Here is a 22,730-nt window from a genome sequence, read left to right as displayed (position 1 = left end):
ACCGCCGCAGGCGGTGGAGGGGCGCCCGCGACGGGTACCGCCCTTCGCGAGCGCCCCTCCACCACCGCGCTGAAGGAGCGCGGCGGTCCCCCTCCCCGTTCCGGGGAGGAACCAAGGGGCAAACTGACGTCTAATGCCTCGCTAGCACCTTTGGTGTGGTTCAAATCGGGTGGCGCGGCGGAGACGCTGTTCGAGCCTAAGGACGCGGACGACCTAGCCGCGTTTCTCGCTGTCCTGGAACCGTCAGTGCCCGTCATGGCGCTCGGGCTCGGCTCCAATCTCATCGTGCGCGACGGCGGCGTGCCGGGCGTGGTGGTGCGGCTGGGCAAGCCGTTCGCCGCCGTCGAGCGGTTGGACGCGACGAGCTTGCGCTGCGGCGGCGGGGCGAGCGGAATCCTGGTCTCGTCCTCCGCGCGCGACGCGGGCATCGCGGGTGTCGAATTCCTGCGGTCGATCCCCGGCACGGTGGGCGGCTTCGTCCGCATGAACGGCGGTGCCTATGGGCGCGAGGTCGAGGACGTGCTCGTCGAGTGCGAGGTCGTGCTCCGATCGGGCGAGCGGCGCACGCTCCAGGCGTCTGAACTCGGCTACACCTACCGCCACAGCGAGTTGCCGCCGCAAGCGGTGGTCGTGAGCGCCACGTTCCGCGGCCATCCCGGCGAGCCGGCGGCGATCCAGGCGGAGATGGACCGCATCGCCGCCGAGCGCGAAGCCTCGCAGCCGTTGCGCTCCCGCACGGGCGGATCGACGTTCAAGAACCCGCCCGGCCACAAGGCCTGGGCGCTGATCGACGCCGCCGGATGCCGTGGACTGAGGCGTGGGGACGCCCAAGTGTCGGAGAAGCACTGTAACTTTCTCCTTAACCTTGGTAGCGCAACGTCGGCGGAGATCGAGGCCCTCGGGGAGGAGGTGCGCGACCGGGTCCGCGCACATACGGGGGTCGAGTTGGAGTGGGAGATTCAGCGTGTCGGCGTGTTCGCCGACGACGCCAACAAACAGCGCGTAGGCGTCGCGTGAGCGCGCCCCTGCACATCGCGGTGTTGATGGGCGGCTGGTCGGCGGAGCGCGAGGTGTCGCTCTCGTCGGGCGCGGGCGTGGCCGATGCGCTGGAAGGCCTGGGCCATCGCGTGACGCGCATCGACATGGGCCGCGACGTGGCGCAGCGGCTGGCAGCGGCTGCGCCCGACCTCGTCTTCAACGCGCTCCACGGCACGCCGGGCGAGGACGGGTCGGTCCAGGGCATGATGGACCTAATGGGCCTGCGCTATACGCATTCCGGCCTGGCGACCTCGGTCATCGCGATCGACAAGGTGCTGACAAAGCAGACGCTCGTGCCGCACGGCCTGCCCATGCCGGGCGGGCGCATCGTCAAATCGGCGGAAGTGCACGAACGCGACCCGCTGCCGCGTCCGTACGTGCTCAAGCCCGTCAACGAGGGATCGTCGGTCGGCGTCGCGATCGTCACCGAAGAAGGCAATTACGGCAACCCCATAGCGGCGGACGTGAAAGGCCCGTGGCAGGAATTCGGCGAGCTGCTCGCCGAACCGTATATCCGCGGGCGCGAGCTGACGACGGCGGTGCTGGGCGACCGCGCGCTGGGCGTCACCGAGCTGCGGCCCAAATCGGGCTGGTACGATTACGACGCCAAATACACCGATGGCATGACGCAGCACATCTTTCCGGCGCAGATCCCGGACGAGGTGGCGGACGCGTGCAAGGCCCTCGCGGTCGAGGCGCACCGCATCCTGGGCTGCCGAGGCGCGTCGCGCTCCGATTTCCGCTGGGACGACAGCCAGGGAGTGGACGGCCTCTTCCTGCTGGAGGTGAACACGCAGCCGGGCATGACGCCGCTTTCCCTCGTTCCTGAACAGGCGCAGCACACCGGCATGAGCTATGCCGAGCTGGTGCAGTGGATCGTCGACGAGGCCCTGAACACTCCGGCTGGCCACGAGGTCGCGCAATGAGCCGCACGATCAAGCGCGGTGCGCCGCCCCGCAAACCCGTCCGCAAGAAGGTCCAACGCAAGCAGCCGCTGATCGACCGGCTGCTGGCTAGGCTCCCCGTCAGCCAGGAGGTGCTGGCCAAGGTCGCGACCTGGAGCATCATGGGCGCGGTCGGCGCTGGCGTGCTCGCGGCCGCGTCCTACGCCGGCGTGCCGGGCATGATCGGCGGCGCGGTCGCCGAGCAGGCGGGGCATGCGGGTCTCAAGGTCGGCCGGATCGAGATCACCGGCTTGAAGCGCATGGATCGCATGTCGGTCTACGCCGTCGCGCTCGAGCAGGAGTCGCGCGCGATGCCGCTCGTGGACCTCGCCGCCGTGCGCGAGAAGCTGCTTCGCTATGGCTGGATCGCCGACGCGCAGGTGTCGCGGCGGTTGCCCGACACGCTGCTGGTGCATATCGTGGAGCGTGAGCCGGCGGCGGTGTGGCAGGACAACGGCCAGCTCACGCTGATCGACGCGGAGGGTGTGCTCTTGGAGCCGGTCGACCCGGCGAACAGGCCCGACCTGCCGCTCCGCATCGGACCCGGCGCGGACCGGCAGGAGCGCGGCTACCAAGCGCTGCTCGCCGCCGCGCCGTCGCTCAAGGGCAAGGTGCACGCCGCGACCTGGGTCGGTGATCGCCGTTGGGACCTGACGTTCAAATCGGGCGAGGTGCTGGCGCTGCCCGAGGAGGGCGCGGACAAGGCGATCGTGAAGTTCGCCGGGCTCGACGCGCGCGACCGGCTGCTGGGGCGCGGGTTCAAGCGGTTCGACATGCGAGACCCGGCCCGCATGGTGGTGCGCAAGCCCGCCGCCAGCGAGCGGGCGATCGTCGAGCCGACGGGGAACGGTGCGGACATGGGGGCGCGGCCGATGATGGTCGCGGCGCAGACGACGGGCGGGGAGGGCTGAGCATGGCGAAGGTGGCGCCGGAAGGACTGATCACGGCCTTGGACATCGGATCGTCCAAGGTTTCCGCACTGATCGCGCAGAAGGGCGACGGGGGCGAGCTGATCGTGCTCGGCACCGGTCAGCGCGAGAGCCGCGGCGTCAAGCGCGGCTACATCGCCGACATGGCCGCGACCGAGGTGGCTGTCCGCGAGGCCGTCGAGCAGGCGGAGCGCATCGCCGGCTTCAATATCGAGGAGGTCTGGGTCGGCTTCTCCGCGGGCGGGCTGGTGAGCGATGTCGCGTCGGTCGAGTTCGAGCTAGGCGGCCACCGCGTCGAGCAGGGCGACATCGACGCGTTGCTCGCCGCTGGCCGGCAGTCGATCGACCCGCAGGGCCGCATGGTGCTGCACGCGCAGCCCGCGCTCTATACGCTGGACGGGCTGACGGGCGTGAAGAAGCCGCTGGGGCTCCACGCCGACCGGCTAGGCGTGCACATCCACGTCGTCGCCGCCGACGGATCGCCCGTGCGCAACCTCGACCTCTGCGTCCGCTCCGCGCACCTGGAGGTGAAGTCGATCATCGCCTCCCCGGTCGCGACGGGCCTCGCCTGTCTGTCGGAGGAGGAGCGCGAACTCGGCGTCGCGCTGGTCGAGATGGGGGCGGGGATCACCAACGTGTCGCTCTTCGCGGGCGGGATGCTCGTGGGGCTCACCTCGATCCCGTACGGCGCGTCGGACATCACCGATGACATCGCGTCCGCCTTCGGCACGCGCCGCCAGCAGGCGGAGCGGATGAAGTGCTTCCACGGCTCGGCGAACGCGAGCCCCCGCGACAACCACGACATGATCTGCGTCACGCCCATCTCGGCGGAGGACGGCGCGGGCGACGCGCTGCAGATCACCAAGGCGCAGCTGATCGGCGTGGTGCGCCAGCGGCTCGAGCACCTGATGGGCCTGATCGGCAAGGCGCTGAAGGACCTGAAGTTCGAAGGCCCGGTCGGCCGCCAGGTCGTGCTGACGGGCGGCGGCGCCGAGCTGAAGGGCGTCGCCGACTTCGCGCAGGCCGCGCTGGGCCGCTCGGTCCGGATCGGGCGGCCGCGCGGGCTGACCGGGCTGCCGGACGCGCATGCCGGCCCCGCCTTTGCGACGGTGGCGGGCCTGGCCTTCTATGCCGCGTCTGACCCGGTCGACCTGCGCGCCGCCGCGCCGGTGGCGCAGACGGTGCACCGGGCGGGCGGCCTGGGCGTGGTCCGCAAGCTGATCCAGGCGGCACGCGCGAATTATTAGCCGAACCGGGCATTTGCCACTGGAACGGCACGAACTGTTCGGTACAAAGGTTAACGATGTGTTAGGGCCGGGGGACATGACCCCGTGGGGGACGGCGGAGAGTAACGGAATGCCTATCGAATTCATGGACACCGGCGGCGACGTGGACGAGCTGACCCCGCGCATCGCCGTGGTCGGCGTCGGCGGCGCGGGCGGCAACGCGATCGCCAACATGATGCGCGCCGACGTGCAAGGCGTGGAGTTCCTGGTCGCGAACACCGACGCGCAGGCGCTGAAGTCCTCCACCGCGCCGCAGCGCATCCAGCTGGGCGCGAAGATCACGCAGGGGCTGGGCGCGGGCGCGCGTCCGGAGATCGGCCGCGCCGCCGCCGAGGAGACGATCGACCAGCTCTCCAAGCTGCTCGAGGGCAGCCACATGTGCTTCATCGCCGCCGGCATGGGTGGCGGCACGGGCACGGGCGCCGCGCCGATCATCGCCAAGGCGGCGCGCGACATGGGCATCCTGACCGTCGGCGTGGTCACCAAGCCGTTCGCCTTCGAAGGCAGCCGCCGCGCGAAGCTCGCCGAGGCGGGCATCGAAGAGCTGCAGAAGTATGTCGACACGCTGATCGTCATCCCCAACCAGAACCTCTTCCTGGTCGCCTCCGCGAACACGACCTTCAAGGAAGCGTTCGAGATGGCGGACGAGGTGCTGCAGCAGGGCGTGCGCGGCATCACCGACCTCATGATCATGCCGGGCCTCATCAACCTCGACTTCGCCGACGTGCGCTCGGTGATGCAGGAAATGGGCAAGGCGATGATGGGCACCGGCGAGGCCGCCGGCGACAACCGCGCCATCGAGGCCGCGCAAAAGGCGATCGCCAACCCGCTGCTCGACGGCGTGTCGCTTCAGGGTGCCAAGGGCGTCATCATCTCCATCACCGGCGGCGACGACATGCGCCTCTTGGAGGTGGACGAGGCCGCGAACCACATCCGCGAGCTGGTCGACACCGACGCGAACATCATCTTCGGCTCGGCGTTCAACCCCGACCTGGAAGGCAAGATCCGCGTGTCCGTCGTCGCGACGGGCATCGACAACGAGGCGCAGGCCGCCGCGCAGGCTCAGGCGCCCGCCGAGACCTCGCGTTCGTTCGGCTTCGGCCTGGGCGGCCGCAAGTCGGAGGAGCCGCAGAGCTTCCGTCCGGCCGCCAGCGCGTCGCCGCTGACCGCGCCGACGATCAGCGCCAAGGTGGCCCCGCCGGCCGCCGCGCCCGCGCCCATGGTGTCGAACGCGAGCACGGCCGCTCCCGAGCCCGCCGAGGAGCCGCTCGACCTTTCCGCGGACGACGCGGTCGCGGCCGACGCGCAGCCGGAAACGGCCGACGCCGCGAACGAGGAGCTGGTGCTGGGTGCGGAGACGATCGTGTCGCAGCCGCCGAGCACGACCGCCGACGGCTATGCCGGCAAGACCGCCACGCCCGCACCGGCCGCCGACGAGGGCGGCGCACGCCGCCGCTGGCTCGCGCCCGGCAACGAAGCGACGGACGAGCCCGCGCCCGCGACGCCGCGCGTCAAGATGGGCGGCACGCTGTTCGAGCGCATGTCCAACGCGGCCCGCGGCGCACAGCGCGAGGAGTCGAACGGCGCGGCGGACAAGGAAGGGCTGGATATTCCCCGCTTCCTCCATCGCCAGAACAATCAGTAACTTAGCATCCGGGCCGGGCCGCTTCGTCGCACATGCGAAGCGCCCGGTCGTGTATGCCGCGCCCGGTCATTGCCCGTTCAGGCCCGCCCCGGTTTAAGCTGGAGGCTCCGATGCGGACCCTATCCTACGTAGCCCTGGCGCTGTCTTCGGCGCTCGTCGCGCCCGCGCATGCGCAGTTCACGGCCTTTCCGGCGGTGCAGCCGACCACGCCCGCCGATCAGCTCGCGGCCGTCATGCGCCGACTCGCCGCCGCGCCCACCGATCTCCAGGCGCTGATCTCCGCGGGCGAGCTGTCGGTGAAGCTCGACGACATGAGCGCGGCCGCCGCCTTCTTCGCGCGCGCCGACAAGATCGACGGGCGCAACGGCCGCGTAAAGGCGGGCATGGCGTCGATCCTGGTCCGCGCCGAACGGCCGGGCGAGGCGCTGCGCTTCTACCAGCTCGCCGAGAGCTACGGGCTCGACCCCAGCCGCTACGCCGCCGACCGCGGCCTCGCCTACGACTTGGTCGGCGAGCAGGAGCGGGCGCAGCGCGACTATCGCCTGGCGCTCCGCACCGCGCGCGACGACGAAACCGTGCGCCGCTACGCGCTGTCGCTCGGCATTTCCGGCAAGCCCGACGCCGCGTTGGCCGAGCTCGACCCGCTGCTGCGCCGCGGCGACCGCGCGGCGTGGCGCGTGCGCACTTTCGTGGCCGCGATGAGCGGCGATGTGGAGGGTGCGCGGCGGACCGCCACCAGCATGATGCCGGCCGGCATGGCCGCGGGCCTGCAACCCTTCTTCCAGCGGCTGCCGACGCTGCCCGCGGTCGACCGCGCGTTCGCCGTGCATTTCGGTGAGGTGCGGCCCACGCCCGCGAGGCTCGCCGACGCGCGGATGAAGCCGCTGCTGCCGCCGCTCGGCCCCGATCCGTACGCGCCGGTGCAGGTCGCCGCGCGCACGCCCGCGCCCGCTCCGGCCGCGGCCCAGCCGACGCGCGCGCGCGACGACCGTCGCGCCGGGCGCGAGCGCGTCCAGCTCGCATCCAGGCGTGCGCCGACTCGGGTGGTGCCGGCGTCGAGCATCCCGGGTTCCTCCGCCGCGCTCGCCGCACGCCAGATGCCGAGGACCATGCCGCCGACGCAGGTCGCCGCGCGTACGGTGGCGCCGTCCGCGTCGCCCGGCTTCGGGCAGGTGGCGCGTCCCGCGCCGACGACGACGGTCCCGCCGACGACGCAGCCCGCACCGTCCTCCTACACCCGCCCGGTTCAGCCCGTGCAGACGCAGACGGCTTCGCCTGCGCCCGGTCTGGCCGCGGCGCAGCCGGTGACGGCGCCGCCCGCTCGGGTCGTAACGGCGCAACCGGTCGCTCCGGCGGCCATGCTCGCGGCGACGCAGCCCTCGCCTCCGCCGGTCGCGGCGGCTCAGCCGGTGACGTCGCCGCCGACCCAGCTCGCAAGCGTCGCTTCGACCAGCCTGCCGCGCCCGTTCACGCCGGCGCCTACGGCCGCGCCGGCATCCGTTCCGCCCGTAACCGGCGCGACGCCGGCCTCGTCGGCGCCGGTCGTACCGGCGGCCGTGGCTGGCACCCCCACGCCATCGCCCGGAACGGCGGTGGCGGCGCTGCCCTCGCCGCAGCCGGTCCAGCCGGCGGCGGTGACGTACGCTCCGGCGACGACCGCCGTCGCGAGCGCCGCGCCCGCGCCCGGTTTCAGCAATGTCGGCGCCGAGCTCGCCGCGGCGACTCCCGCCGCGCCCACGCCGGCGGTACGCAGCGAGGACTCGATCCTCGCGCGCATCGTAGCGTCGATCACCATCCCCGGCGAGGAGCTGGGCATCGCCGCACCCGATCGCCCCGCGCCCGTGCCGGCCCAGGTCGCCGCCGATCCAGCGGCCGCCCGCACGCTCGCCGCCGGCAGCGCCAAGGCCGCGGAGGAGAAGGCCGATCGCGCCGCCGCGGCCAAGACGATCGCGGCCGCGACGAAGACCAAGCCCGCCGAGGCCGCGAAGGCCGCTCCCAAGGCGGAAGAGACGAAGCCCGCCACCCGTGGGCGTAACGGCAGGGTGGAGCTCGCGTCCAGGAGCGCCGACCGCGCTAAGCCCGGCGCCAAGGCGGACGAGGACGCCAAGCCGAAGACCGCGGCCGAGAAGCGCCTCGCCGACCGCAAGGCCGCGGAGGAGAAAGGTGCGACCGACAAGAAGGGCGCGTCGAAGAAGGCCGCCGCGGAGGAGAAGCCCAACGCCCCGCGCATCTGGGTGCAGGTCGCGGGCGGCGCGTCGGAGAGCGACCTGTCCAAAGCCTGGACGGCCGCGCAGAGAAAGGCGGCGGCGTTGAAGGGCCGCGACGCCTACACGACTCCGCTGCGCGCGACCAACCGCGTCGTCACCGGCCCGTTCAAGACCGAGGCGGAGGCGCAGGCGTTCGTGAACCAGCTCGCGCGCCAGGGCGTCTCGGCTTTTCAGTTCACCAGTGCTAACGGCCAGAAGATGACCAAGCTGTCGGCCAAATGACTGAACGGGCGCGCTGGGCCGCGGACCCGGCGCGCTCCCGAGGCCGCCGGCATCCCGAGCACGCCGTCGAGCGCGGTCCGCGCGACGCGTTCCAGCGCGACCGCGACCGTGTCATCCACTGCATCAGCTTCCGCCGGCTCCGCCACAAGACGCAGGTCTTCATGGCGCCCGATGGCGATCATTTCCGCGTCCGCCTGACGCACTCGTTGGAGGTGGCGCAGATCGCCCGCGTGGTCGCGCGCGCGCTCGGGCTGAACGAGGACCTGACCGAAGCGGTGTCGCTGGCCCATGACATCGGCCACCCGCCCTTCGGCCATGCCGGCGAGGACGCGCTCAAAGCCGCACTCAAGGATCAGGGCGGCTTCGACCATAACGGCCACACGCTCCGCGTCCTCACCGAGATCGAGCGGCCCTATCCGCGCTGGCAGGGGCTGAACCTCAGCTGGGAGACGCTGGAGGGCCTGGCCAAGCACAACGGGCCGCAGCGCCATCCCGGTTGGGCGATGCGCGAGGCGGACGCCGACCTGCCGCTGGAGCTGGAACGCTGGCCCTCGCTCGAAGCGCAGGTCGCCGCCATCGCCGACGACATCGCCTACGACAACCACGACATAGACGATGGCCTGCGCGCGGGGCTGCTCTCGCTAGACCAACTGCTCGCCGTGCCGATCGTGCGGCGCAGCTGGGACGCGGCGCGGTCGCGCTTCCCGGACGTGGAGCCCGACCGCCTGCTCGGCGAGATGGTGCGCGGCCAGATCGGCGTGATGGTGAACGACCTGCTCGCCGAGACCGAGCGCCGGGTCACGCAAGCGGGCGTGGAGACGGCGGACGACGTGCGGAACGCCGACCGCGCGCTGGTCGGCTTCTCCGAGGAGATGCGCGAGGCCGAACGCGACCTGAAACGCTTCATGTACGCCAACCTATACCACCATCCGCGCCAGCTCGCCGCCGCGCAGGCGGCGCACGACGTGGTGGCCGGGCTGTTCGCCGCCTACCGCGCCGACCCCGACGCGCTGCCGCCCGAATGGCGCGCGCGCTTGCCCGACGAGGAGCCCTGGCGGTCGCGCCACGTCGCCGACTTCATCGCCGGCATGACCGACCGCTACGCGGTGACGCGCTACCGCGAGGTGGTCGGGCCCATCGACCTGCCGGACGGGTTCTAGGCGGATTTCACGCCCACGCCCACGCCGACGATCGCCTCGCCCTCGAACGGCAGGTCGGCGTCGCGCTCCGCGATCCGCGCCATGGCGGCGAGAACGTCGCGGCGTTGCGCGTCGGACAGCTGCGGCCAGGGCGGCATCTGGAACAGCAAATGCTCCGCACGATCGCTCGTCGATGACGCGGGTTATGGCTGTCCTACAACCTTTCCGTCGTGCCAGGGTCAGGCGATGCATGAGCTTCCGTTCCCGGCCCGTCCCGCCCGAACTTCTCGAATGTTGCGCAAGCGGGAAACGGAATTGCCGAACGGGCGCGAATGTTGCGAAGTTAGCGGATCGAGCCCGCGCCGAATCGGCCCCGCGCTCCGAGCGCGCGGGCGTCTTTGCATCGTGACGTATCGACCGCTAAGCGCCGCGCCCATGACCTTGTACACCCGTTTCGCCGCGCATGTGGACGCGGCGCTCGACGCGCTCGCGGCCGCGGGAACCATCCCGGCCGACCTCGACCGGAAGAACGTGACGGTGGAGCCGCCGCGCGACGCCTCGCACGGCGACCTCGCCACCAACGCCGCCATGGTGCTGGCGAAAGCGGCGAAGGCGAACCCACGCCAGCTCGCCGAGGGGATCGCGGCGGAGCTGGGCAAGCTCGACGACGTCGCCGCCGTCCAGGTCGCCGGGCCGGGGTTCATCAACCTGACGCTGACGCCCGACGCTTGGCGCGGCGAGCTGCGGGCGATCACGCAAGCCGGTGACGACTACGGACGTTCGACCACGGGTGAGGGGACGACGGTCAATATCGAGTACGTCTCCGCCAACCCGACCGGGCCGATGCACATGGGCCATTGCCGCGGCGCGGTGGTGGGCGACGCGCTCGCCAACCTGCTGGAGTTCGCCGGGCATCGGGTGATCCGCGAATACTATGTCAACGACGCGGGCGGGCAGGTCGACGTGCTCGCGCGCTCGGTGCACCTGCGCTACCGCGAGGCGCTCGGCGAGAACGTCGCGATTCCGGAAGGCCTTTATCCCGGCGACTATCTCGTCCCCATCGGCCAGGCGCTCGCGGGCGAGTATGGCGAGCGCTACGCGACCGCGCCCGAGGGGGAGTGGCTCGCATCATTCCGCACCCGCGCCGTCGACGCGATGATGGCGCTGATCCGCGACGACCTCGCGCTGCTCGGCATCCACCACGACGTGTTCGCCTCCGAGGCCGAGCTGCAGGCGGCCGGCAAGCCCGAAGCGGCTGAGGCGGAGCTGCGTCAGCGCGACCTCGTCTATGACGGCGTGCTCGAGGCGCCCAAGGGCGAAACGCCGGAGGACTGGGAACCCGTCGAGCTGCCGCTGTTCCGCTCCACCGCGTTCGGCGACGACCAGGATCGGCCGATCCGCAAATCGAACGGGCAATGGACCTATTTCGGCGCGGACCTCGCCTATCACTACCAAAAAGCGCAGGGCGCGGACGCGTTGATCGACATCTGGGGCGCCGACCACGCCGGCACCGTCAAACGCATCGTCGCCGCCGTCCAGGCGCTGACCGAGGGTAAGACGCGCTTCGACGTCAAGCTCATCCAGATGGTCCGGCTGCTCCGCGGCGGCGAGCCGGTGAAGATGTCCAAGCGCGCGGGCAACTTCGTGACGCTCGCCGACGTCGTGCGCGAGGTCGGCCGCGACGTGGTGCGCTTCACCATGCTGACGCGCCGCGCCGACGCGCAGATGGACTTCGATTTCGCCAAGGTGGTCGAGGCGTCGAAGGACAATCCAGTCTTCTACGTCCAGTACGCGCACGCCCGCATACGCTCGCTCCACCGCCGCGCGGCGGAGGCGGGCCTCGCCGAAGGCGGGGCCGACCTGTCCCGCCTTGATACGGCGGAGCTGGAGCTGGTAAAGCTCGCGGCGCAGTTCCCGCGCACCGTCGAGACGGCGTCGTCGACGCGCGAGCCGCACCGGATCGCCTTTTATCTCTACGACTTGGCGGCCGCCTTTCACGCCTGGTGGAACATGGGCAATGACGATCCGTCGCGTCGCGCCATCCAGCCGGACGACCCGGAGCTCACGCGCGCGCGTCTTTTCCTGAGCGCGGCGATCGGGCAAATCATCCGAAACGGGCTCGCCATCATGGGCGTCGCGGCGGTGGAGGAGATGTGATGTCGGACCGGATGGACCTGCGCGACGAGGATCGGCTCCCCTGGCTCGAGACGGTCGAGCCCGATGACGAGGAGCCGTCGCACACGGGTCGCAACGTGGCGCTCACGCTGCTGGCGCTCGCGCTGCTGGCGGTGATCGTGTTCGGCGTGGTGCGCTGGCAGCAGAGCCGCGGCGCGGGCGGGGACGGCACGCTGATCGCGGCGCAGGAAGGCGAGTACAAGGTGCGCCCCGACGATCCTGGCGGCCTCAAGGTCGAGGGCGAGGGCGACGCCGCCATCGCGACCAGCGCGGGCGCCAAGGCGGGAACGGCCGCGGTCGACCTCAAGGCCGTGCCCGAGCGCCCCGTCGCGGCGAACCGCGCGCCGCAGCCCAAGGCTTCGCCCACGCCGCAGGCCGGCCGCAGCGCGACGGCGCGCGTGCCGGAGTCGGGCGGTCGCCTCGTGGCATCCGCACCGCTCGATCGCTCGCGCGCGACCGTGCGCGGTGCGGCGGGCGGCGGCTCGCTCGTGCAGCTCGGCGCCTATCCGACGGAGGCGGCGGCGAACGCGGCCTGGGGCAATTTCGCCAAGCGCTTCGGCTATCTTGCCGCCCTGGGTAAGTCGGTCGAGCGCGCGGAGGTGAACGGCCGCACCGTGTACCGCCTGCGCGTCAACGCCGGCAGCGCGAACCAGGCCGCGGACATCGTCGGCCGCCTGCGCGTGGCGGGCGAGGACAGTTTCGTGACGAGCTGAACGCTTCCCCTCTCCCGGTGGGGAAGGGATTGGGTTAGGCGGCTTCCATGAAGCCCGTCATCTACGGCCTGTCCGGCCCGGTCCTCACCCCCGACGAAGCCTCGTTCTTCCGCGCCGCCGAGCCGGTCGGGTTCATCTTGTTCGGCCGCAACGTCGTCGACCGGCCGCAACTCCGCGCGCTGACCGACTCCTTGCGCGAGCTCACGGGCCGCGACGACCTGCCGATCCTGATCGACCAAGAGGGCGGACGCGTCGCGCGGATGAAGCCGCCCGAATGGCCCGCCTTCCCGGCCGGGCCCGCGTTCGACCGGCTCTACGATCTCGCTCCACAATCGGCGATCCAGGCGGCGCGGGCGAACGCGCAGGCGATCGGGCTGATGCTCGCTGAGGTCGGCATCACCGTCGACTGCCTGCCGTTGCTCGACGTGGCGCAACCGGACACGACGGAGGCGATCTCCACGCGCGCCTATGGCCGCGAGCCGATGCGCGTGGCCGCGCTCGGGCGGGCGGTGCTGGAGGGGCTGGCGGCGGGGGGCGTGGTCGGCGTGGTCAAACACATGCCCGGCCACGGCCGCGCGATCGTGGACTCGCACCACCTGCTGCCGACGGTCACCGCGTCGGAAGGGGAGCTGGACGTGGATCTCGAGCCGTTCCGCAGCCTCGCAGGCGCGCCGATGGGCATGACTTCGCACATCGTGTTCGAGGCTTGGGACCGCGAGCGCCCGGCCACCCTCTCGCCCGTCATCATCGAGCAGGTGATCCGCGGCCGGATCGGTTTCGACGGTCTGCTGATGACCGACGACATCGACATGAAGGCGCTGTCGGGCACGGCGGGCGAGAAAGCGGCGGGCGCGGTCGCGGCGGGGTGCGACGTGGTGCTCGACTGCTGGGCGCGGATGCACGAGATGGAGGACATTGCCGGCCGCATGGGCGACATGCCCGAGCGCTCGCGCGCGCGGCTCGATCAAGCGATGGCGACGCTCAAGCCCGCGGAGGGCGACATGGGCGAGCTGCTCGCCAAGCGCGACGCCTTCCTCGCGCTGACCACGTAACGGTGGAAAAGACGAGCGCCCGCCCTTAAATGGGTAAGACGCAATCGGAGGAATTTGTGATGGGCGGCTTCAGCGTAATGCACTGGCTCGTTCTGGCCGTGGTCGCGATCCTGCTGCTCGGCGGCGGACGGTTCTCCGCGATGATGGGCGACGTCGCCAAGGGCGTGAAGAATTTCAAGAAGGGCATGGCGGAGGAGGACGAGCCCGCCGCGCCGGCCGCCCGCATTGACGCGCCCAAGACCGTCGATCCGACCCTCGACCGCGACGGCGCGCGCGTCCGCGACGACCGTTGATCCCGCAGCCGCGAGGCGCGTGAGTAATGTTCGACGTCGGGTGGACCGAGTTCCTGCTCGTCGGCGTGGTGGCGCTGCTCGTCATCGGGCCGAAGGACCTGCCCAAGGCGATGCGCGTGGCCGGCCACTGGGTCGGACGCATGCGCGCCGTCGCGCGCCAGTTCCGCGCCGGCTTCGACAACATCGTGCGCGAGGCCGAGCTGGAGGAGATGGAGAAGCGCTGGGCGGAAGAGAATGCGCGGATCATGCGCGAGCACCCGGCCTCGGGCGCGGCGCTCGGATCGGCTCCAGCCGATCCGACGCACGACGCCGCGGCGGCCGGCGGGGCCGCGCCAGCGGTCGCGTCCGACGGCGCGGGGTCGCGAGTAGACACTGACCACGACCCCTTCGCCGTCCACCCCGACCCGCTTCCCGACGACGTGTCCGAACCCGTCTTCGTCGAGAAGCCCGAGATCCGGCCGTCGCCCGGCGAGCCGCACTCGCCGAGCAACGCGGGCGCGACATCGTGACGGGCGACATCGACGACAGCCGTGCGCCGTTGCTCGATCATCTAATCGAGCTGCGCCGCCGCCTGCTCTATTGCCTGGCCGCCATCGTCCTGGCGTTCTTCGTGTGCTTCTACTTCGCCGAGCCGATCTTCGCCGTGCTCGTCCAGCCGCTGCTCGAGGCGGGGCAGGGCAAGGTTATCTACACGCAGATCTTCGAAGCGTTCTTCGTCGAGATCAAAGTGGCGCTGTTCGCGGCGATGATGGTCTCGTTCCCCGTGATCGCCACGCAGCTCTGGCGCTTCGTCGCGCCCGGCCTGTACCGCAACGAGAAGCGCGCGCTGCTGCCCTTCCTGCTCGCGACCCCGCTGCTGTTCGGGCTCGGCGCATCCATGGCCTACTTCATCGCGATTCCGACCGCGCTCCACTTCCTGCTGAGCTTCGAGGGCATGGTCGGCGGCGTCGAGCGCGAGGCGCTGCCCGCGATCGGCGACTATCTGTCCTTCGTGATGCAGTTCCTGTTCGGGTTCGGGCTGTCGTTCCTGCTGCCCGTGCTGCTGATGCTCCTGGAGCGGGCGGGGATCGTCACGCGCAAGCAGCTCGTCTCCGCGCGCCGTTACGCGATTGTCGGCGCGTTCGCGATCGCTGCGGTGCTGACGCCGCCGGACGTCGGATCGCAGCTGCTGCTCGCGATCCCGTTGTGCATCCTGTACGAGCTGGCGCTGATCGGGATTTGGTTCACCGAGCGGCGGCGGGGCAAGGTCGTCGGGGACGAAGCGCCCGCCGAGTAGCTAAAAGTATGACGCCGCGGCGGTCGGCCGACCGCCGCGGCGTCTCGGGGCCGAACCGGCCCGCGCGCCCGCGACCTAGTCGGCCGCTTTCTCGACGGCCTTGCCCGCCGACTGCAGGTCCTCGCCCGCGCCCTCGACGGTGTTGCACGCCGCGATGAGCATGATGCCGGCTGCCATGGCGGCGCTGATCAGCTTGCGCATATCTTTACTCCACATTTCCGGCGGTATTGCCGCATGCGCCAATGATTCGTCCGGCCATTCGTTCCGGAAGAGCACCAAACGCAAAAAACCGCCGCAGGTGAGGGCGGCGGTTCAGCTGGATCGGAGATGTTAAAGGCCCGGAAGCGTCACCGGGGGGGGGGGGGAGGGGGTTGACGCTTCCGGGCCTATCACTTGGAAAGCGAGAGCGGGGGGGGGCATAAGGTCGCTTTCCGAGATGCAGAACGACGTGTGTGGAAGCTTGTTCCGCCGCGTCCGCAGAAAAAATCGTGCAACGCGAAAAAAGTTCAGTCGCGGCCCGTGACCGCGATGCCGATCTCGTATGCGCCGGTGAGCGGGTCGTGGTGGAGCTGGGCGCGGAGCTGGCGCGCGAGGCCTTCCATGACACGGCCGTAGCGGGTCTTGAGCAGGTCGCGAAGCTCGTCGGAGTCCACCAGCGCGCGTGAGACGATGCGCAACGTCGCCCGGCCCTCCGCCTCGGCCGGCTTGAGCGACACCCGAATGCGCGCGGCCGGATCGACGCTCATCGCCAGCTCCACCGTCTCGGTCACGATGAAGGCGACCGCCACCGCCACGTCCTGGTTGACGAGATAATTGTCGACGTCGAGCACGATGCCGATCCCGCCGTCCGGTGCGGTCGCGCGGATGTTGGACGCCAGCTCGCCCAGGACCGAGCGCAGGCCGAGGCCGCGATTCTCCTCCATTTCCGCGAAGTGGTTGCGGTGGACGACGGCGAGCGCATCGACGCGGCGTTGGATGGAGGCGTACGCGGCGCTCGCCTCCGGTGTGGGGGCGCCGCGCGCGTGGAAGTTGATGAGGCTGGAGATCACCTGGAGGTTGTTCTTGACCCGGTGATGGACCTCGCGCGTGAGCTTGGTCTGGCGGACCAGGCCTTCGGCGAGGCCGGCCTCGTGCAGCGCGACGGTGCGGGTGATGGCGCGGAAGGTGTCGCCGAGCTCGCGGATCTCCTGCGCGGGCAGGGTGCGGGTTCCGGTTTCGAGCACCTCGCCGGGTTGGTAGCCGGACACGCTGGTGCGCAGCTGCCGCAGCGGGCGGATGAGCAGGCGGTCGACGACGAACCAGCCGATGCCGACGGCGGCCGCCCACATCAGCAGCGGCAGCAGCATCGCCACGACGAACGAGGAGGTGATCGGCGCGGCGCGGACGCTGGTGCGTAAGCTCAGGTCCGCCACGCCGAGCTCGACGCGCATCGTCTCCATCCGGTCGAGCGGCGTGGCGTCGGGAATGGCCGCGAGCGCCAGCGACTCCTGGCCGAGCATCAGGCTCTGCGAATAGACGGTCGCTCGCGTGCTCGGCGCGCCGAGCCGCGCGAGGAAGTCGCGGGGGAAAAAGGCGCGCGCCGTCAGCCCGCCCGAATGCGTAAGCGAGAGGACGAGACCTTGTCCGGCGGCGATCGTACCGGCGATCGGCTGGTCGGTGTCCAGCGGCGGCGGTGAGGGCCGGAACGGGGCGCCGCACAGGACGCGCCCCGCGCGATCGGTGATCACGAAACGCGCACCGGCGTCCGCCCGGCTCGCGAACACGCCTTCCGCGCGCGCGCAGCTCGGCGCGTCGGCCGGGTCGGTGGCGAGCGCGCCGGTGGTCGCGCGCAGCGCGTTCATGTCGCCCACCAGCTCGATCGCGATCGCGCGCGCGCTCTCCTCGGCGGCGACGCGCAACCGCGCGCGCGTCTCCGCATCGGCGACCCGGCTGTTCTGCAGCGTGGCGATGATGGCGATGACCGCCAGCGGCAGAAGCGCCGCCGACAGGATCAGGAAAAGCTTGGCGCCGGTCGGCAAGCGCGACAACGCCCCGTTCGGCGCGAATACGTCGCGCTCGGCTTCGGCGGTGGTGGCCATGCCGGCGTTGTTAGTCGAGCTTGCTCAGAAGGTCGAGAAACTCGTCGGGCACTTCTTCCTGCACCGTGCGGTCGTAGACGGAGCGCAAGGCGTCACCCATCTCGCGCTCCTTGGCCTCGTGGCCGTCGCCATGTTTCCTGGTCCGGGCGGGCGAGGCCTTCCTGGCAGGCGCCTTTGCCGGCTTGTCTTCCAAACTCAACGCGTCCCCCTGCACAGCCTGCCAAGTTCTCTCGTTATGACAGGCGCCGCGCCCAATCGCGCCGACCCGTGCGACCTTACACGAAAGCTTGCGCGTGAAACTAAAAACCCGGTCGCGGGTTCCACACTTCACGCGAAAAATCCGCTCGGACGCGTCGGGGGTGTTAGTCACGTTATTCGGCGTTGCAACCCCCGTTACATCCGCGCAGAGAAAGCCGCGCCATTCAGGGAGTGAATACGACTCATGTCGCTTGGACAGCAACTCGCACCGCATCTTCCGTTTCTGCGGCGCTACGCCCGCGCGCTCACCGGTTCCCAGGCGCAGGGCGACAAGTACGTCCGGGCGACCCTGGAGGCGATCGTCGCCGCGCCCGACCAGTTCCCGCGCGACGTCGATCCACGTCTCGGGCTCTACCGCATGTTCCAGGGTATCTGGAACTCCGCCAATTACGACGAGACGGAGGGCCGCGCCGAACCTGGCGAAGGCAACGAGGCCGTTGCTCGTGCGCGCCTCGCCCGCATGACGCCGCTGTCGCGTCAGGCGCTGCTCTTGACTGCGATGGAAGGCTTCACGCCGGAGGACGCCGCCTACCTGATCGAGGTCGATACGACGGAGGTGGAGAGCCTTGTCGCCGAAGCGCTCGCCGAGATCGAAAAGCAGACCCGCGCGCGCGTGCTCATCATCGAAGACGAACCGATCATCGCCATGGACATCGAGACGATCGTCCGCGACCTCGGCCACGAGGTGACGGGCGTGGCGGTCACGCGTGACGAGGCGGTGGCGCTGGCGATGGAGGACCGGCCGGGCCTGGTGCTCGCCGATATCCAGCTCGCCGACGACAGTTCGGGCATCGATGCGGTCAAGGACATCCTCGCCGAGTTCAACGTGCCCGTGATCTTTATTACCGCCTTCCCCGAGCGGCTGCTGACGGGCGAGCGGCCGGAGCCGACTTTCCTGATCACCAAGCCCTTCCAGCGGTCGACTGTGAAGGCCGCGATCTCGCAAGCGTTGTTCTTCGACCAGTCCACCGTGCCCGCGGAAGCGGCGTAAGGGTACGGACCCAAAACGGTTTTCGGGGGTTGAGCGGCTATGGCCGACGAAGAACAGCATATCAAAACAGAACGCGCCCGCGCCGGCGCGACGCCGCACATGACGCGTGTCATCCTGCCCGTGTCGCTGGCGCTCGTCATTGCGCTGTTCGCGTTCATCGTGCTTGTGGGCGTCTAAAGGCGCGGGCGCTGGTAATCCCGCGCCGCGCTCCCTATCCTTAGACCCAAGGGGCGATAGGGGCCCGCTCTCTGTTGATCGGACCTGCATGACCGAAACAGTCCCTCGGGACGAGCTTGAGGACACCGACACCGCCGCGCCGGTGGAGCATGTCTCGCTTCCGGATAACGAGTTCAAAGCGCAGCTGGCGCAGGTGATCCCTCACCTGCGCGCGTTCGGCCGCTCGCTGTCGGGCAGCCGCGACCTGGCCGACGACCTCGTCCAGGAGACGCTGCTCAAGGCGTGGGCGGCGCGCAAGCGTTTCCAGGCGGGCACCAACATGCGCGCGTGGACCTTCATCATCCTGCGCAATCTGTACCTGTCGCAGATGCGCCGCGCGCGGTTCAAGGGCGAGTGGGACGATCTCGTCGCCGACCGCATCCTCGCCGCGCCCGCGAGCCAGGATCGACACGTCGAGTTGGGGGACATGCAGCGCGCGCTGATGCACCTGCCGCAACCGCAGCGCGAGGCGCTGATCCTGGTCGGCGCGGGCGGTTTCGCCTATGAGGAAGCGGCCGAGATCTGCAACGTCGCGGTCGGCACGATCAAAAGCCGCGTCGCGCGCGGCCGCGTCGCGCTGGAGGCGCTGCTGTCGGAAGGCGCGTTGCCGTCGCGCCGCGAGCACGAGCAGGACGCCAACAAGACCGCGCTCGACACGATCATGGGCGAGGTGGACGAGCTGAGCCGCGACCGGTGACCCGGTCGCGACGCCCAATCAATGGCGTCGCGTCTTGCGGTCAAGCTGGTCGAGCAGGCGACGCATGTCGTCGGGCAGCGCCGCGGCATGCGCGTAGCTGCGCATCAACGCGCCGCCGATCGCGTCGGTCACGCGCGGACGGCGGACGACGAAGCCGCCTTCCGATACGTCGAAGTAACCTGAAGCTATCGTAGCCATGTCGCCAGAAACGTCGCGAGTCGCCGATCGTTTCCGCGACGAAGCTGATTTAAGTCAAAATTCTGATTACCTAAGCGTAAAGATCGGCGAACCTAATCAGCGGCTTAGCGATGCTATCGAGCGCGCGCGGGCCTGCTCGCCCTTCCTCTCCGGCCTGCTCGACCGGGAGCGGGACACGGTCGATTCGCTGCTGGCGGGGCAGACGGTTCCGCTATGGCTACCGGAGGAGGAAGGCGTACCCCCGGCCAAGCGGCTCCGTATCGCGCGGCGCAGGCTGGCGCTGTCCGTCGCGCTCGCGGACTTGTCGGGCGCGTACGACCTGACCGCGGTCACCGCGGCGCTGACCGGCTTCGCCGATACGGCGCTCGACCTGGCGATCCGCACCGCGATCCGGGAACGCACGCCCGATGCCGAGCCCATCGGCTTCGCCGCGATCGCGCTCGGCAAGCAGGGCAGCTTCGAGCTCAACTACTCGTCCGACATTGACCCGATCCTGATCTTCGACCCCGCGACGCTGCCCAGGCGCGCGCGCGAGGAGCCGGAGGACGCGGCGGTGCGGATCGGGCGGCGCGTGGTCGAGCTGCTGCAGAGCCGCGACGCCGACGGTTACGTGCTGCGCGTCGACCTGCGGCTGCGGCCCTCGCCCGAGGTGACGCCGATCGCGCTGCCGGTCAACGCGGCGATCCACTATTACGAAAGCCAGGCGCTGCCCTGGGAGCGCGCGGCGTTCATCCGCGCCCGCGCCGCCGCCGGCGACCTAAAGCTGGGCCAGCGTTTCCTCCGCACGATCCAGCCGTTCGTGTGGCGGCGCTCGCTCGACTTCGGTGCGGTGGGCGAGATCAGGGGCATGTCGCACCGCATTCGCGACCATCATGCGCAGGGGCAACGCCTCGGCCCCGGCTACGACCTGAAGCGCGGGCGCGGCGGTATCCGCGAAGTAGAGTTCTACGCGCAGATCCACCAGCTCATCCATGGCGGCCGCGAGCCGAACTTGCGCGTGCCCGCGACGCGCGACGCGCTCGCACAATTGGCGGAAGCGGGGCGGATCGACGCGCAAGAGGCGAGGGCGCTTTCCGACGCTTACACGCTGCTGAGGACGATCGAGCATCGCGTGCAGATGCTGGAGGATCGGCAGACGCACACGCTGCCGGCCGATGAAGCGCTAGACCGCGTGGCGCGGCTGCACGGGCTGGAGAGCGGGGCGGCGTTGCTCGACCTGCTCCGCCCGCATGTGGAGGCGGTCGGCCGCATCTATGACGGGCTGGAGGACGAGCGGCCCGCGCGACTGCCGCTGGACCCGGTGCTGCTCGGAGAAGCGTTGGAGCGGGCGGGGTACGCCGAGACGGACGCGCCTGCGCAGCGCATCGCCGCCTGGCGCGGGGGCGCCTACCCGGCGCTGCGCAGTCCCGCCGCGCGCGACGCGCTGGAGGCGGTGCTGCCCGGCCTCGTCGAGGCGCTGGCGCGCGCGCCCGAGCCGCAGGGCGCGCTGCTCCGGCTCGACCGGCTGCTCGAGCGGCTGCCCAGCGCCGTCAACACGCTACGGCTGTTGGAGGCGCGGCCGGCGCTGGCGCAGCTGCTCGCCGCAATCTTGAGCCACGCGCCGCCGCTCGCCGACGACCTCGCGCGCCGGCCGGCGCTGCTCGACGGCCTCATGGACGCGAGCGCGTTCGAGCCGGTCGGCACCGTCGAGGTGCTTGCGCGGGCGATGGCCTGCGCCGACGGGGATTATCAGGCCGCGCTCGACCAAATCCGCCGCGTCGTCGGCGAGGCGCGGTTCGCGCTGGGGACGCAGATCGTCGCGGGTGCCGCCGACCCGCTGGAGGTCGGGGAAGGATACGCCCGCGTCGCCGAGGCGGCGATCCGGACGATCGCCGCGCGCACGGTCGCCGAGTTCGAACGGGCGCACGGGCGGGTGCCCGGCGGCGAGCTCGTCGTGCTGGCGCTGGGACGGATGGGCGGCGGGCTGCTGACGCACGCGTCCGACCTGGACCTCGTCTACCTGTTCACGGGCGACTTCCACGCCGAGTCGGACGGTGCGAAGCCGCTCGGCGCGACGCTCTACTTCAACAGGCTCGCGCAGCGGATGACCGGCGCGCTGTCCGCGCCGACGGCGGCGGGGCCGCTCTACCCAGTCGACACGCGGTTGCGGCCGTCGGGGAACAAGGGGCCGCTCGCCGTCTCGCTCGACTCGTTCGCGCGCTACCAGCGCGAGGAGGCGTGGACGTGGGAGCATATGGCGCTCACCCGCGCGCGCGTGGTCCACGGATCGACGGAAGCGCGTGCGGCGACGGACGCGATCGTGGCGCAGGTGCTGGCGGGCGCGCGGCCCGAGCGCGACATTGCCGCGGAGGCGCGGACGATGCGGGCGGAGATGGCCGCGCACAAACCGCCCAAGGGGCCGCTCGACGCCAAGCTGCTGCCGGGCGGGCTCGTCGACCTGGAGTTCGCGGTCCACGTCCTCCAGCTGGCGCACCGGGCCGGCTTCGAGCCGCATCTCGGCCGCGCGGTCGACGCGCTGGTTGGGGCGGGGTTGCTCCCGGCCGGCACGCGCGACGCGCACGACCTGCTCACGCGCATGCTGGTGACGCTGCGCCTCGTCGCACCCGACGCCGAGCCGCCTGCGCCCAGCACCCGCGCCCTGATCGCCCGCGCGTTGCGGCTGCCCGATTGGGACGCAGCGGTTGCCGAGTTCGAGCGGACGCGCCAGAGCGTCGCCGAGCTTTGGCGCGACATAGGAGGCGAGGGTGGAGCTGGGTGACACGATCCCTGACGTGACGGTGCAGGACGAGAGCGGGCCGGTGCCGCTGCGCTCGCTCGTCGGCGGCTGGGCGGCGATCTATTTCTACCCCAAGGACGACACGTCTGGCTGCACGCGCGAGGCGCTCGACTTCACGGCGCTGGCCCGTGATTTCGAGGCGGCTGGGGTGCAGGTGGTCGGTATCTCAAAGGACTCGGTTGCGAGCCACGGCAAGTTCACGGCCAAGCACGAACTCGGCGTACGCCTGCTGTCCGACGAGAGCGGCGCGGCGTGCGAAGCGTTCGGCGTGTGGGTCGAGAAGTCGATGTACGGGCGGAAATATATGGGCATCGACCGCGCGACCTTCCTGTTCAACGCGCAAGGGTCGCTGGTGGAGCAGTGGCGCAAGGTGAAGGTGCCCGGCCACGCGCAGGCGGTGCTGCAGGCGGCGAAGACGAGGTGAGACGCGCTTTCTTGTTCGTCACCCCGGACTTGTTCCGGGGTCCATCGTCGTCCGGGCGAACCGTTTGCGGATGTGGAGCCAAGGAGGTGCGTTCCCCCGACCGGATCGCCCGC

General features: G+C 70.7%; 23 protein-coding genes. 18 read left to right on the top strand and 5 right to left on the bottom strand.

Annotation, left to right across the window (positions count from 1 at the left end):
• Positions 1–153: 153 nt before the first annotated feature.
• The 7 genes from murB to CKY28_RS04865 all read left to right on the top strand — a co-directional run bounded on the left by murB (position 154) and on the right by CKY28_RS04865 (position 9,491).
• A complete protein-coding gene (gene murB / locus CKY28_RS04895; protein ID WP_425442481.1) occupies positions 154–1,017 on the top strand; it encodes a UDP-N-acetylmuramate dehydrogenase in 864 nt (287 codons plus the stop codon).
• Positions 1,014–1,964, top strand: coding sequence for a D-alanine--D-alanine ligase (locus CKY28_RS04890; protein ID WP_176472957.1), 951 nt, complete (start codon positions 1,014–1,016; stop codon positions 1,962–1,964). The genes murB and CKY28_RS04890 overlap by 4 nt, the downstream gene beginning before the upstream one ends.
• The gene (locus CKY28_RS04885) at positions 1,961–2,893 is read left to right on the top strand and encodes a cell division protein FtsQ/DivIB (RefSeq protein WP_095997219.1); all 933 of its coding nucleotides are present in this window, start codon (positions 1,961–1,963) and stop codon (positions 2,891–2,893) included. Before CKY28_RS04890 ends, CKY28_RS04885 begins: the two co-directional genes overlap by 4 nt.
• Positions 2,894–2,895: 2 nt before the next feature.
• Positions 2,896–4,158: a cell division protein FtsA gene (gene ftsA, locus CKY28_RS04880; protein WP_095997218.1), complete on the top strand. Its 1,263-nt coding sequence runs from the start codon at positions 2,896–2,898 to the stop codon at positions 4,156–4,158.
• A 109-nt stretch (positions 4,159–4,267) separates the two neighbouring features.
• Positions 4,268–5,842: a cell division protein FtsZ gene (gene ftsZ, locus CKY28_RS04875; RefSeq protein WP_095997217.1), complete on the top strand. Its 1,575-nt coding sequence runs from the start codon at positions 4,268–4,270 to the stop codon at positions 5,840–5,842.
• Positions 5,843–5,952: 110 nt separating this feature from the next.
• A complete protein-coding gene (locus tag CKY28_RS04870) occupies positions 5,953–8,331 on the top strand; it encodes an SPOR domain-containing protein (protein WP_095997216.1) in 2,379 nt (792 codons plus the stop codon).
• Positions 8,328–9,491 carry a deoxyguanosinetriphosphate triphosphohydrolase gene (locus CKY28_RS04865; RefSeq protein ID WP_095997215.1) on the top strand — a complete coding sequence of 388 codons (1,164 nt, stop codon included), beginning with the start codon at positions 8,328–8,330 and terminating at the stop codon, positions 9,489–9,491. Before CKY28_RS04870 ends, CKY28_RS04865 begins: the two co-directional genes overlap by 4 nt.
• On the opposite strand, the gene CKY28_RS18545 is transcribed toward CKY28_RS04865, so the two are convergent.
• Positions 9,488–9,640: a hypothetical protein gene (locus CKY28_RS18545; RefSeq protein ID WP_176472956.1), complete on the bottom strand. Its 153-nt coding sequence runs from the start codon at positions 9,638–9,640 to the stop codon at positions 9,488–9,490. The two genes, CKY28_RS04865 and CKY28_RS18545, sit on opposite strands and share 4 nt — an antisense overlap.
• Positions 9,641–9,905: 265 nt before the next feature.
• Between CKY28_RS18545 and argS the strand changes: the two genes are divergently transcribed.
• From argS to tatC, 6 genes are read left to right on the top strand one after another with little or no spacing between them, the layout of a single operon-like run.
• Positions 9,906–11,627: an arginine--tRNA ligase gene (argS, locus tag CKY28_RS04860; protein WP_095997214.1), complete on the top strand. Its 1,722-nt coding sequence runs from the start codon at positions 9,906–9,908 to the stop codon at positions 11,625–11,627.
• The gene (locus CKY28_RS04855; RefSeq protein ID WP_095997213.1) at positions 11,627–12,358 is read left to right on the top strand and encodes an SPOR domain-containing protein; all 732 of its coding nucleotides are present in this window, start codon (positions 11,627–11,629) and stop codon (positions 12,356–12,358) included. Before argS ends, CKY28_RS04855 begins: the two co-directional genes overlap by 1 nt.
• A gap of 47 nt (positions 12,359–12,405) precedes the next feature.
• Complete coding sequence (locus CKY28_RS04850) at positions 12,406–13,410, top strand: glycoside hydrolase family 3 N-terminal domain-containing protein (protein WP_095997212.1); 1,005 nt, start codon at positions 12,406–12,408, stop codon at positions 13,408–13,410.
• 59 nt (positions 13,411–13,469) lie between these two features.
• On the top strand, positions 13,470–13,703 hold the full coding sequence (locus CKY28_RS04845; protein ID WP_095997632.1) for a twin-arginine translocase TatA/TatE family subunit: 234 nt from the start codon (positions 13,470–13,472) through the stop codon (positions 13,701–13,703).
• 26 nt (positions 13,704–13,729) lie between these two features.
• On the top strand, positions 13,730–14,212 hold the full coding sequence (tatB, locus tag CKY28_RS04840; RefSeq protein ID WP_095997211.1) for a Sec-independent protein translocase protein TatB: 483 nt from the start codon (positions 13,730–13,732) through the stop codon (positions 14,210–14,212).
• On the top strand, positions 14,209–14,979 hold the full coding sequence (gene tatC, locus CKY28_RS04835; protein WP_095997210.1) for a twin-arginine translocase subunit TatC: 771 nt from the start codon (positions 14,209–14,211) through the stop codon (positions 14,977–14,979). Before tatB ends, tatC begins: the two co-directional genes overlap by 4 nt.
• Before the next feature lie 75 nt (positions 14,980–15,054).
• On the opposite strand, the gene CKY28_RS04830 is transcribed toward tatC, so the two are convergent.
• The 3 genes from CKY28_RS04830 to CKY28_RS19035 all read right to left on the bottom strand — a co-directional run bounded on the left by CKY28_RS04830 (position 15,055) and on the right by CKY28_RS19035 (position 17,427).
• Positions 15,055–15,156 (bottom strand): entericidin A/B family lipoprotein, encoded by a 102-nt coding sequence (locus CKY28_RS04830; RefSeq protein ID WP_425442487.1) that lies wholly within the window; start codon positions 15,154–15,156, stop codon positions 15,055–15,057.
• A 329-nt stretch (positions 15,157–15,485) separates the two neighbouring features.
• The gene (locus CKY28_RS04825; protein ID WP_095997208.1) at positions 15,486–17,057 is read right to left on the bottom strand and encodes a sensor histidine kinase; all 1,572 of its coding nucleotides are present in this window, start codon (positions 17,055–17,057) and stop codon (positions 15,486–15,488) included.
• 10 nt (positions 17,058–17,067) lie between these two features.
• The gene (locus CKY28_RS19035) at positions 17,068–17,427 is read right to left on the bottom strand and encodes a NepR family anti-sigma factor (protein ID WP_141243848.1); all 360 of its coding nucleotides are present in this window, start codon (positions 17,425–17,427) and stop codon (positions 17,068–17,070) included.
• A 72-nt stretch (positions 17,428–17,499) separates the two neighbouring features.
• Between CKY28_RS19035 and CKY28_RS04815 the strand changes: the two genes are divergently transcribed.
• The 3 genes from CKY28_RS04815 (at position 17,500) to CKY28_RS04810 (ending at position 19,219) form a co-directional block, all read left to right on the top strand.
• Positions 17,500–18,306, top strand: a complete 807-nt coding sequence (locus tag CKY28_RS04815) for a response regulator (RefSeq protein ID WP_095997206.1) — start codon at positions 17,500–17,502, stop codon at positions 18,304–18,306.
• A gap of 39 nt (positions 18,307–18,345) precedes the next feature.
• Entirely contained in the window at positions 18,346–18,483 is a 138-nt protein-coding gene (locus CKY28_RS18535; RefSeq protein ID WP_176472955.1) for a hypothetical protein, read from the top strand.
• 88 nt (positions 18,484–18,571) lie between these two features.
• Entirely contained in the window at positions 18,572–19,219 is a 648-nt protein-coding gene (locus tag CKY28_RS04810; RefSeq protein WP_095997205.1) for a sigma-70 family RNA polymerase sigma factor, read from the top strand.
• A gap of 18 nt (positions 19,220–19,237) precedes the next feature.
• Here CKY28_RS04810 and CKY28_RS04805 read toward each other — a convergent pair whose 3' ends face one another.
• Positions 19,238–19,417: a hypothetical protein gene (locus CKY28_RS04805; protein WP_095997204.1), complete on the bottom strand. Its 180-nt coding sequence runs from the start codon at positions 19,415–19,417 to the stop codon at positions 19,238–19,240.
• On the opposite strand from CKY28_RS04805, the gene CKY28_RS04800 reads away from it, so the two are divergent.
• Positions 19,416–22,175, top strand: a complete 2,760-nt coding sequence (locus CKY28_RS04800) for a bifunctional [glutamine synthetase] adenylyltransferase/[glutamine synthetase]-adenylyl-L-tyrosine phosphorylase (RefSeq protein WP_095997203.1) — start codon at positions 19,416–19,418, stop codon at positions 22,173–22,175. The two genes, CKY28_RS04805 and CKY28_RS04800, sit on opposite strands and share 2 nt — an antisense overlap.
• Complete coding sequence (locus CKY28_RS04795; RefSeq protein ID WP_095997202.1) at positions 22,162–22,617, top strand: peroxiredoxin; 456 nt, start codon at positions 22,162–22,164, stop codon at positions 22,615–22,617. Before CKY28_RS04800 ends, CKY28_RS04795 begins: the two co-directional genes overlap by 14 nt.
• Positions 22,618–22,730: the final 113 nt, after the last annotated feature.

Origin of the sequence: Sphingomonas lenta (genome assembly GCF_002288825.1) — a bacterium.
Taxonomy (GTDB): domain Bacteria; phylum Pseudomonadota; class Alphaproteobacteria; order Sphingomonadales; family Sphingomonadaceae; genus Sphingomonas; species Sphingomonas lenta.
This window is presented reverse-complemented; position numbering and strand designations above follow the sequence as displayed.

What these genes read in the sequence shown, in the direction of transcription:
- CKY28_RS04885 (WP_095997219.1), top strand. Translation starts at nt 1,961, where the DNA reads ATGAGCCGCACGATCAAGCGCGGTGCGCCGCCCCGCAAACCCGTCCGC.
- ftsA (WP_095997218.1), top strand. Translation starts at nt 2,896, where the DNA reads ATGGCGAAGGTGGCGCCGGAAGGACTGATCACGGCCTTGGACATCGGA.
- ftsZ (WP_095997217.1), top strand. Translation starts at nt 4,268, where the DNA reads ATGCCTATCGAATTCATGGACACCGGCGGCGACGTGGACGAGCTGACC.
- CKY28_RS04870 (WP_095997216.1), top strand. Translation starts at nt 5,953, where the DNA reads ATGCGGACCCTATCCTACGTAGCCCTGGCGCTGTCTTCGGCGCTCGTC.
- CKY28_RS04865 (WP_095997215.1), top strand. Translation starts at nt 8,328, where the DNA reads ATGACTGAACGGGCGCGCTGGGCCGCGGACCCGGCGCGCTCCCGAGGC.
- argS (WP_095997214.1), top strand. Translation starts at nt 9,906, where the DNA reads ATGACCTTGTACACCCGTTTCGCCGCGCATGTGGACGCGGCGCTCGAC.
- CKY28_RS04855 (WP_095997213.1), top strand. Translation starts at nt 11,627, where the DNA reads ATGTCGGACCGGATGGACCTGCGCGACGAGGATCGGCTCCCCTGGCTC.
- CKY28_RS04850 (WP_095997212.1), top strand. Translation starts at nt 12,406, where the DNA reads ATGAAGCCCGTCATCTACGGCCTGTCCGGCCCGGTCCTCACCCCCGAC.
- CKY28_RS04845 (WP_095997632.1), top strand. Translation starts at nt 13,470, where the DNA reads ATGGGCGGCTTCAGCGTAATGCACTGGCTCGTTCTGGCCGTGGTCGCG.
- tatB (WP_095997211.1), top strand. Translation starts at nt 13,730, where the DNA reads ATGTTCGACGTCGGGTGGACCGAGTTCCTGCTCGTCGGCGTGGTGGCG.
- CKY28_RS04830 (WP_425442487.1), bottom strand. Translation starts at nt 15,156, where the DNA reads ATGGCAGCCGGCATCATGCTCATCGCGGCGTGCAACACCGTCGAGGGC.
- CKY28_RS04825 (WP_095997208.1), bottom strand. Translation starts at nt 17,057, where the DNA reads ATGGCCACCACCGCCGAAGCCGAGCGCGACGTATTCGCGCCGAACGGG.
- CKY28_RS04815 (WP_095997206.1), top strand. Translation starts at nt 17,500, where the DNA reads ATGTCGCTTGGACAGCAACTCGCACCGCATCTTCCGTTTCTGCGGCGC.
- CKY28_RS18535 (WP_176472955.1), top strand. Translation starts at nt 18,346, where the DNA reads ATGGCCGACGAAGAACAGCATATCAAAACAGAACGCGCCCGCGCCGGC.
- CKY28_RS04810 (WP_095997205.1), top strand. Translation starts at nt 18,572, where the DNA reads ATGACCGAAACAGTCCCTCGGGACGAGCTTGAGGACACCGACACCGCC.
- CKY28_RS04800 (WP_095997203.1), top strand. Translation starts at nt 19,416, where the DNA reads ATGTCGCCAGAAACGTCGCGAGTCGCCGATCGTTTCCGCGACGAAGCT.
- CKY28_RS04805 (WP_095997204.1), bottom strand. Translation starts at nt 19,417, where the DNA reads ATGGCTACGATAGCTTCAGGTTACTTCGACGTATCGGAAGGCGGCTTC.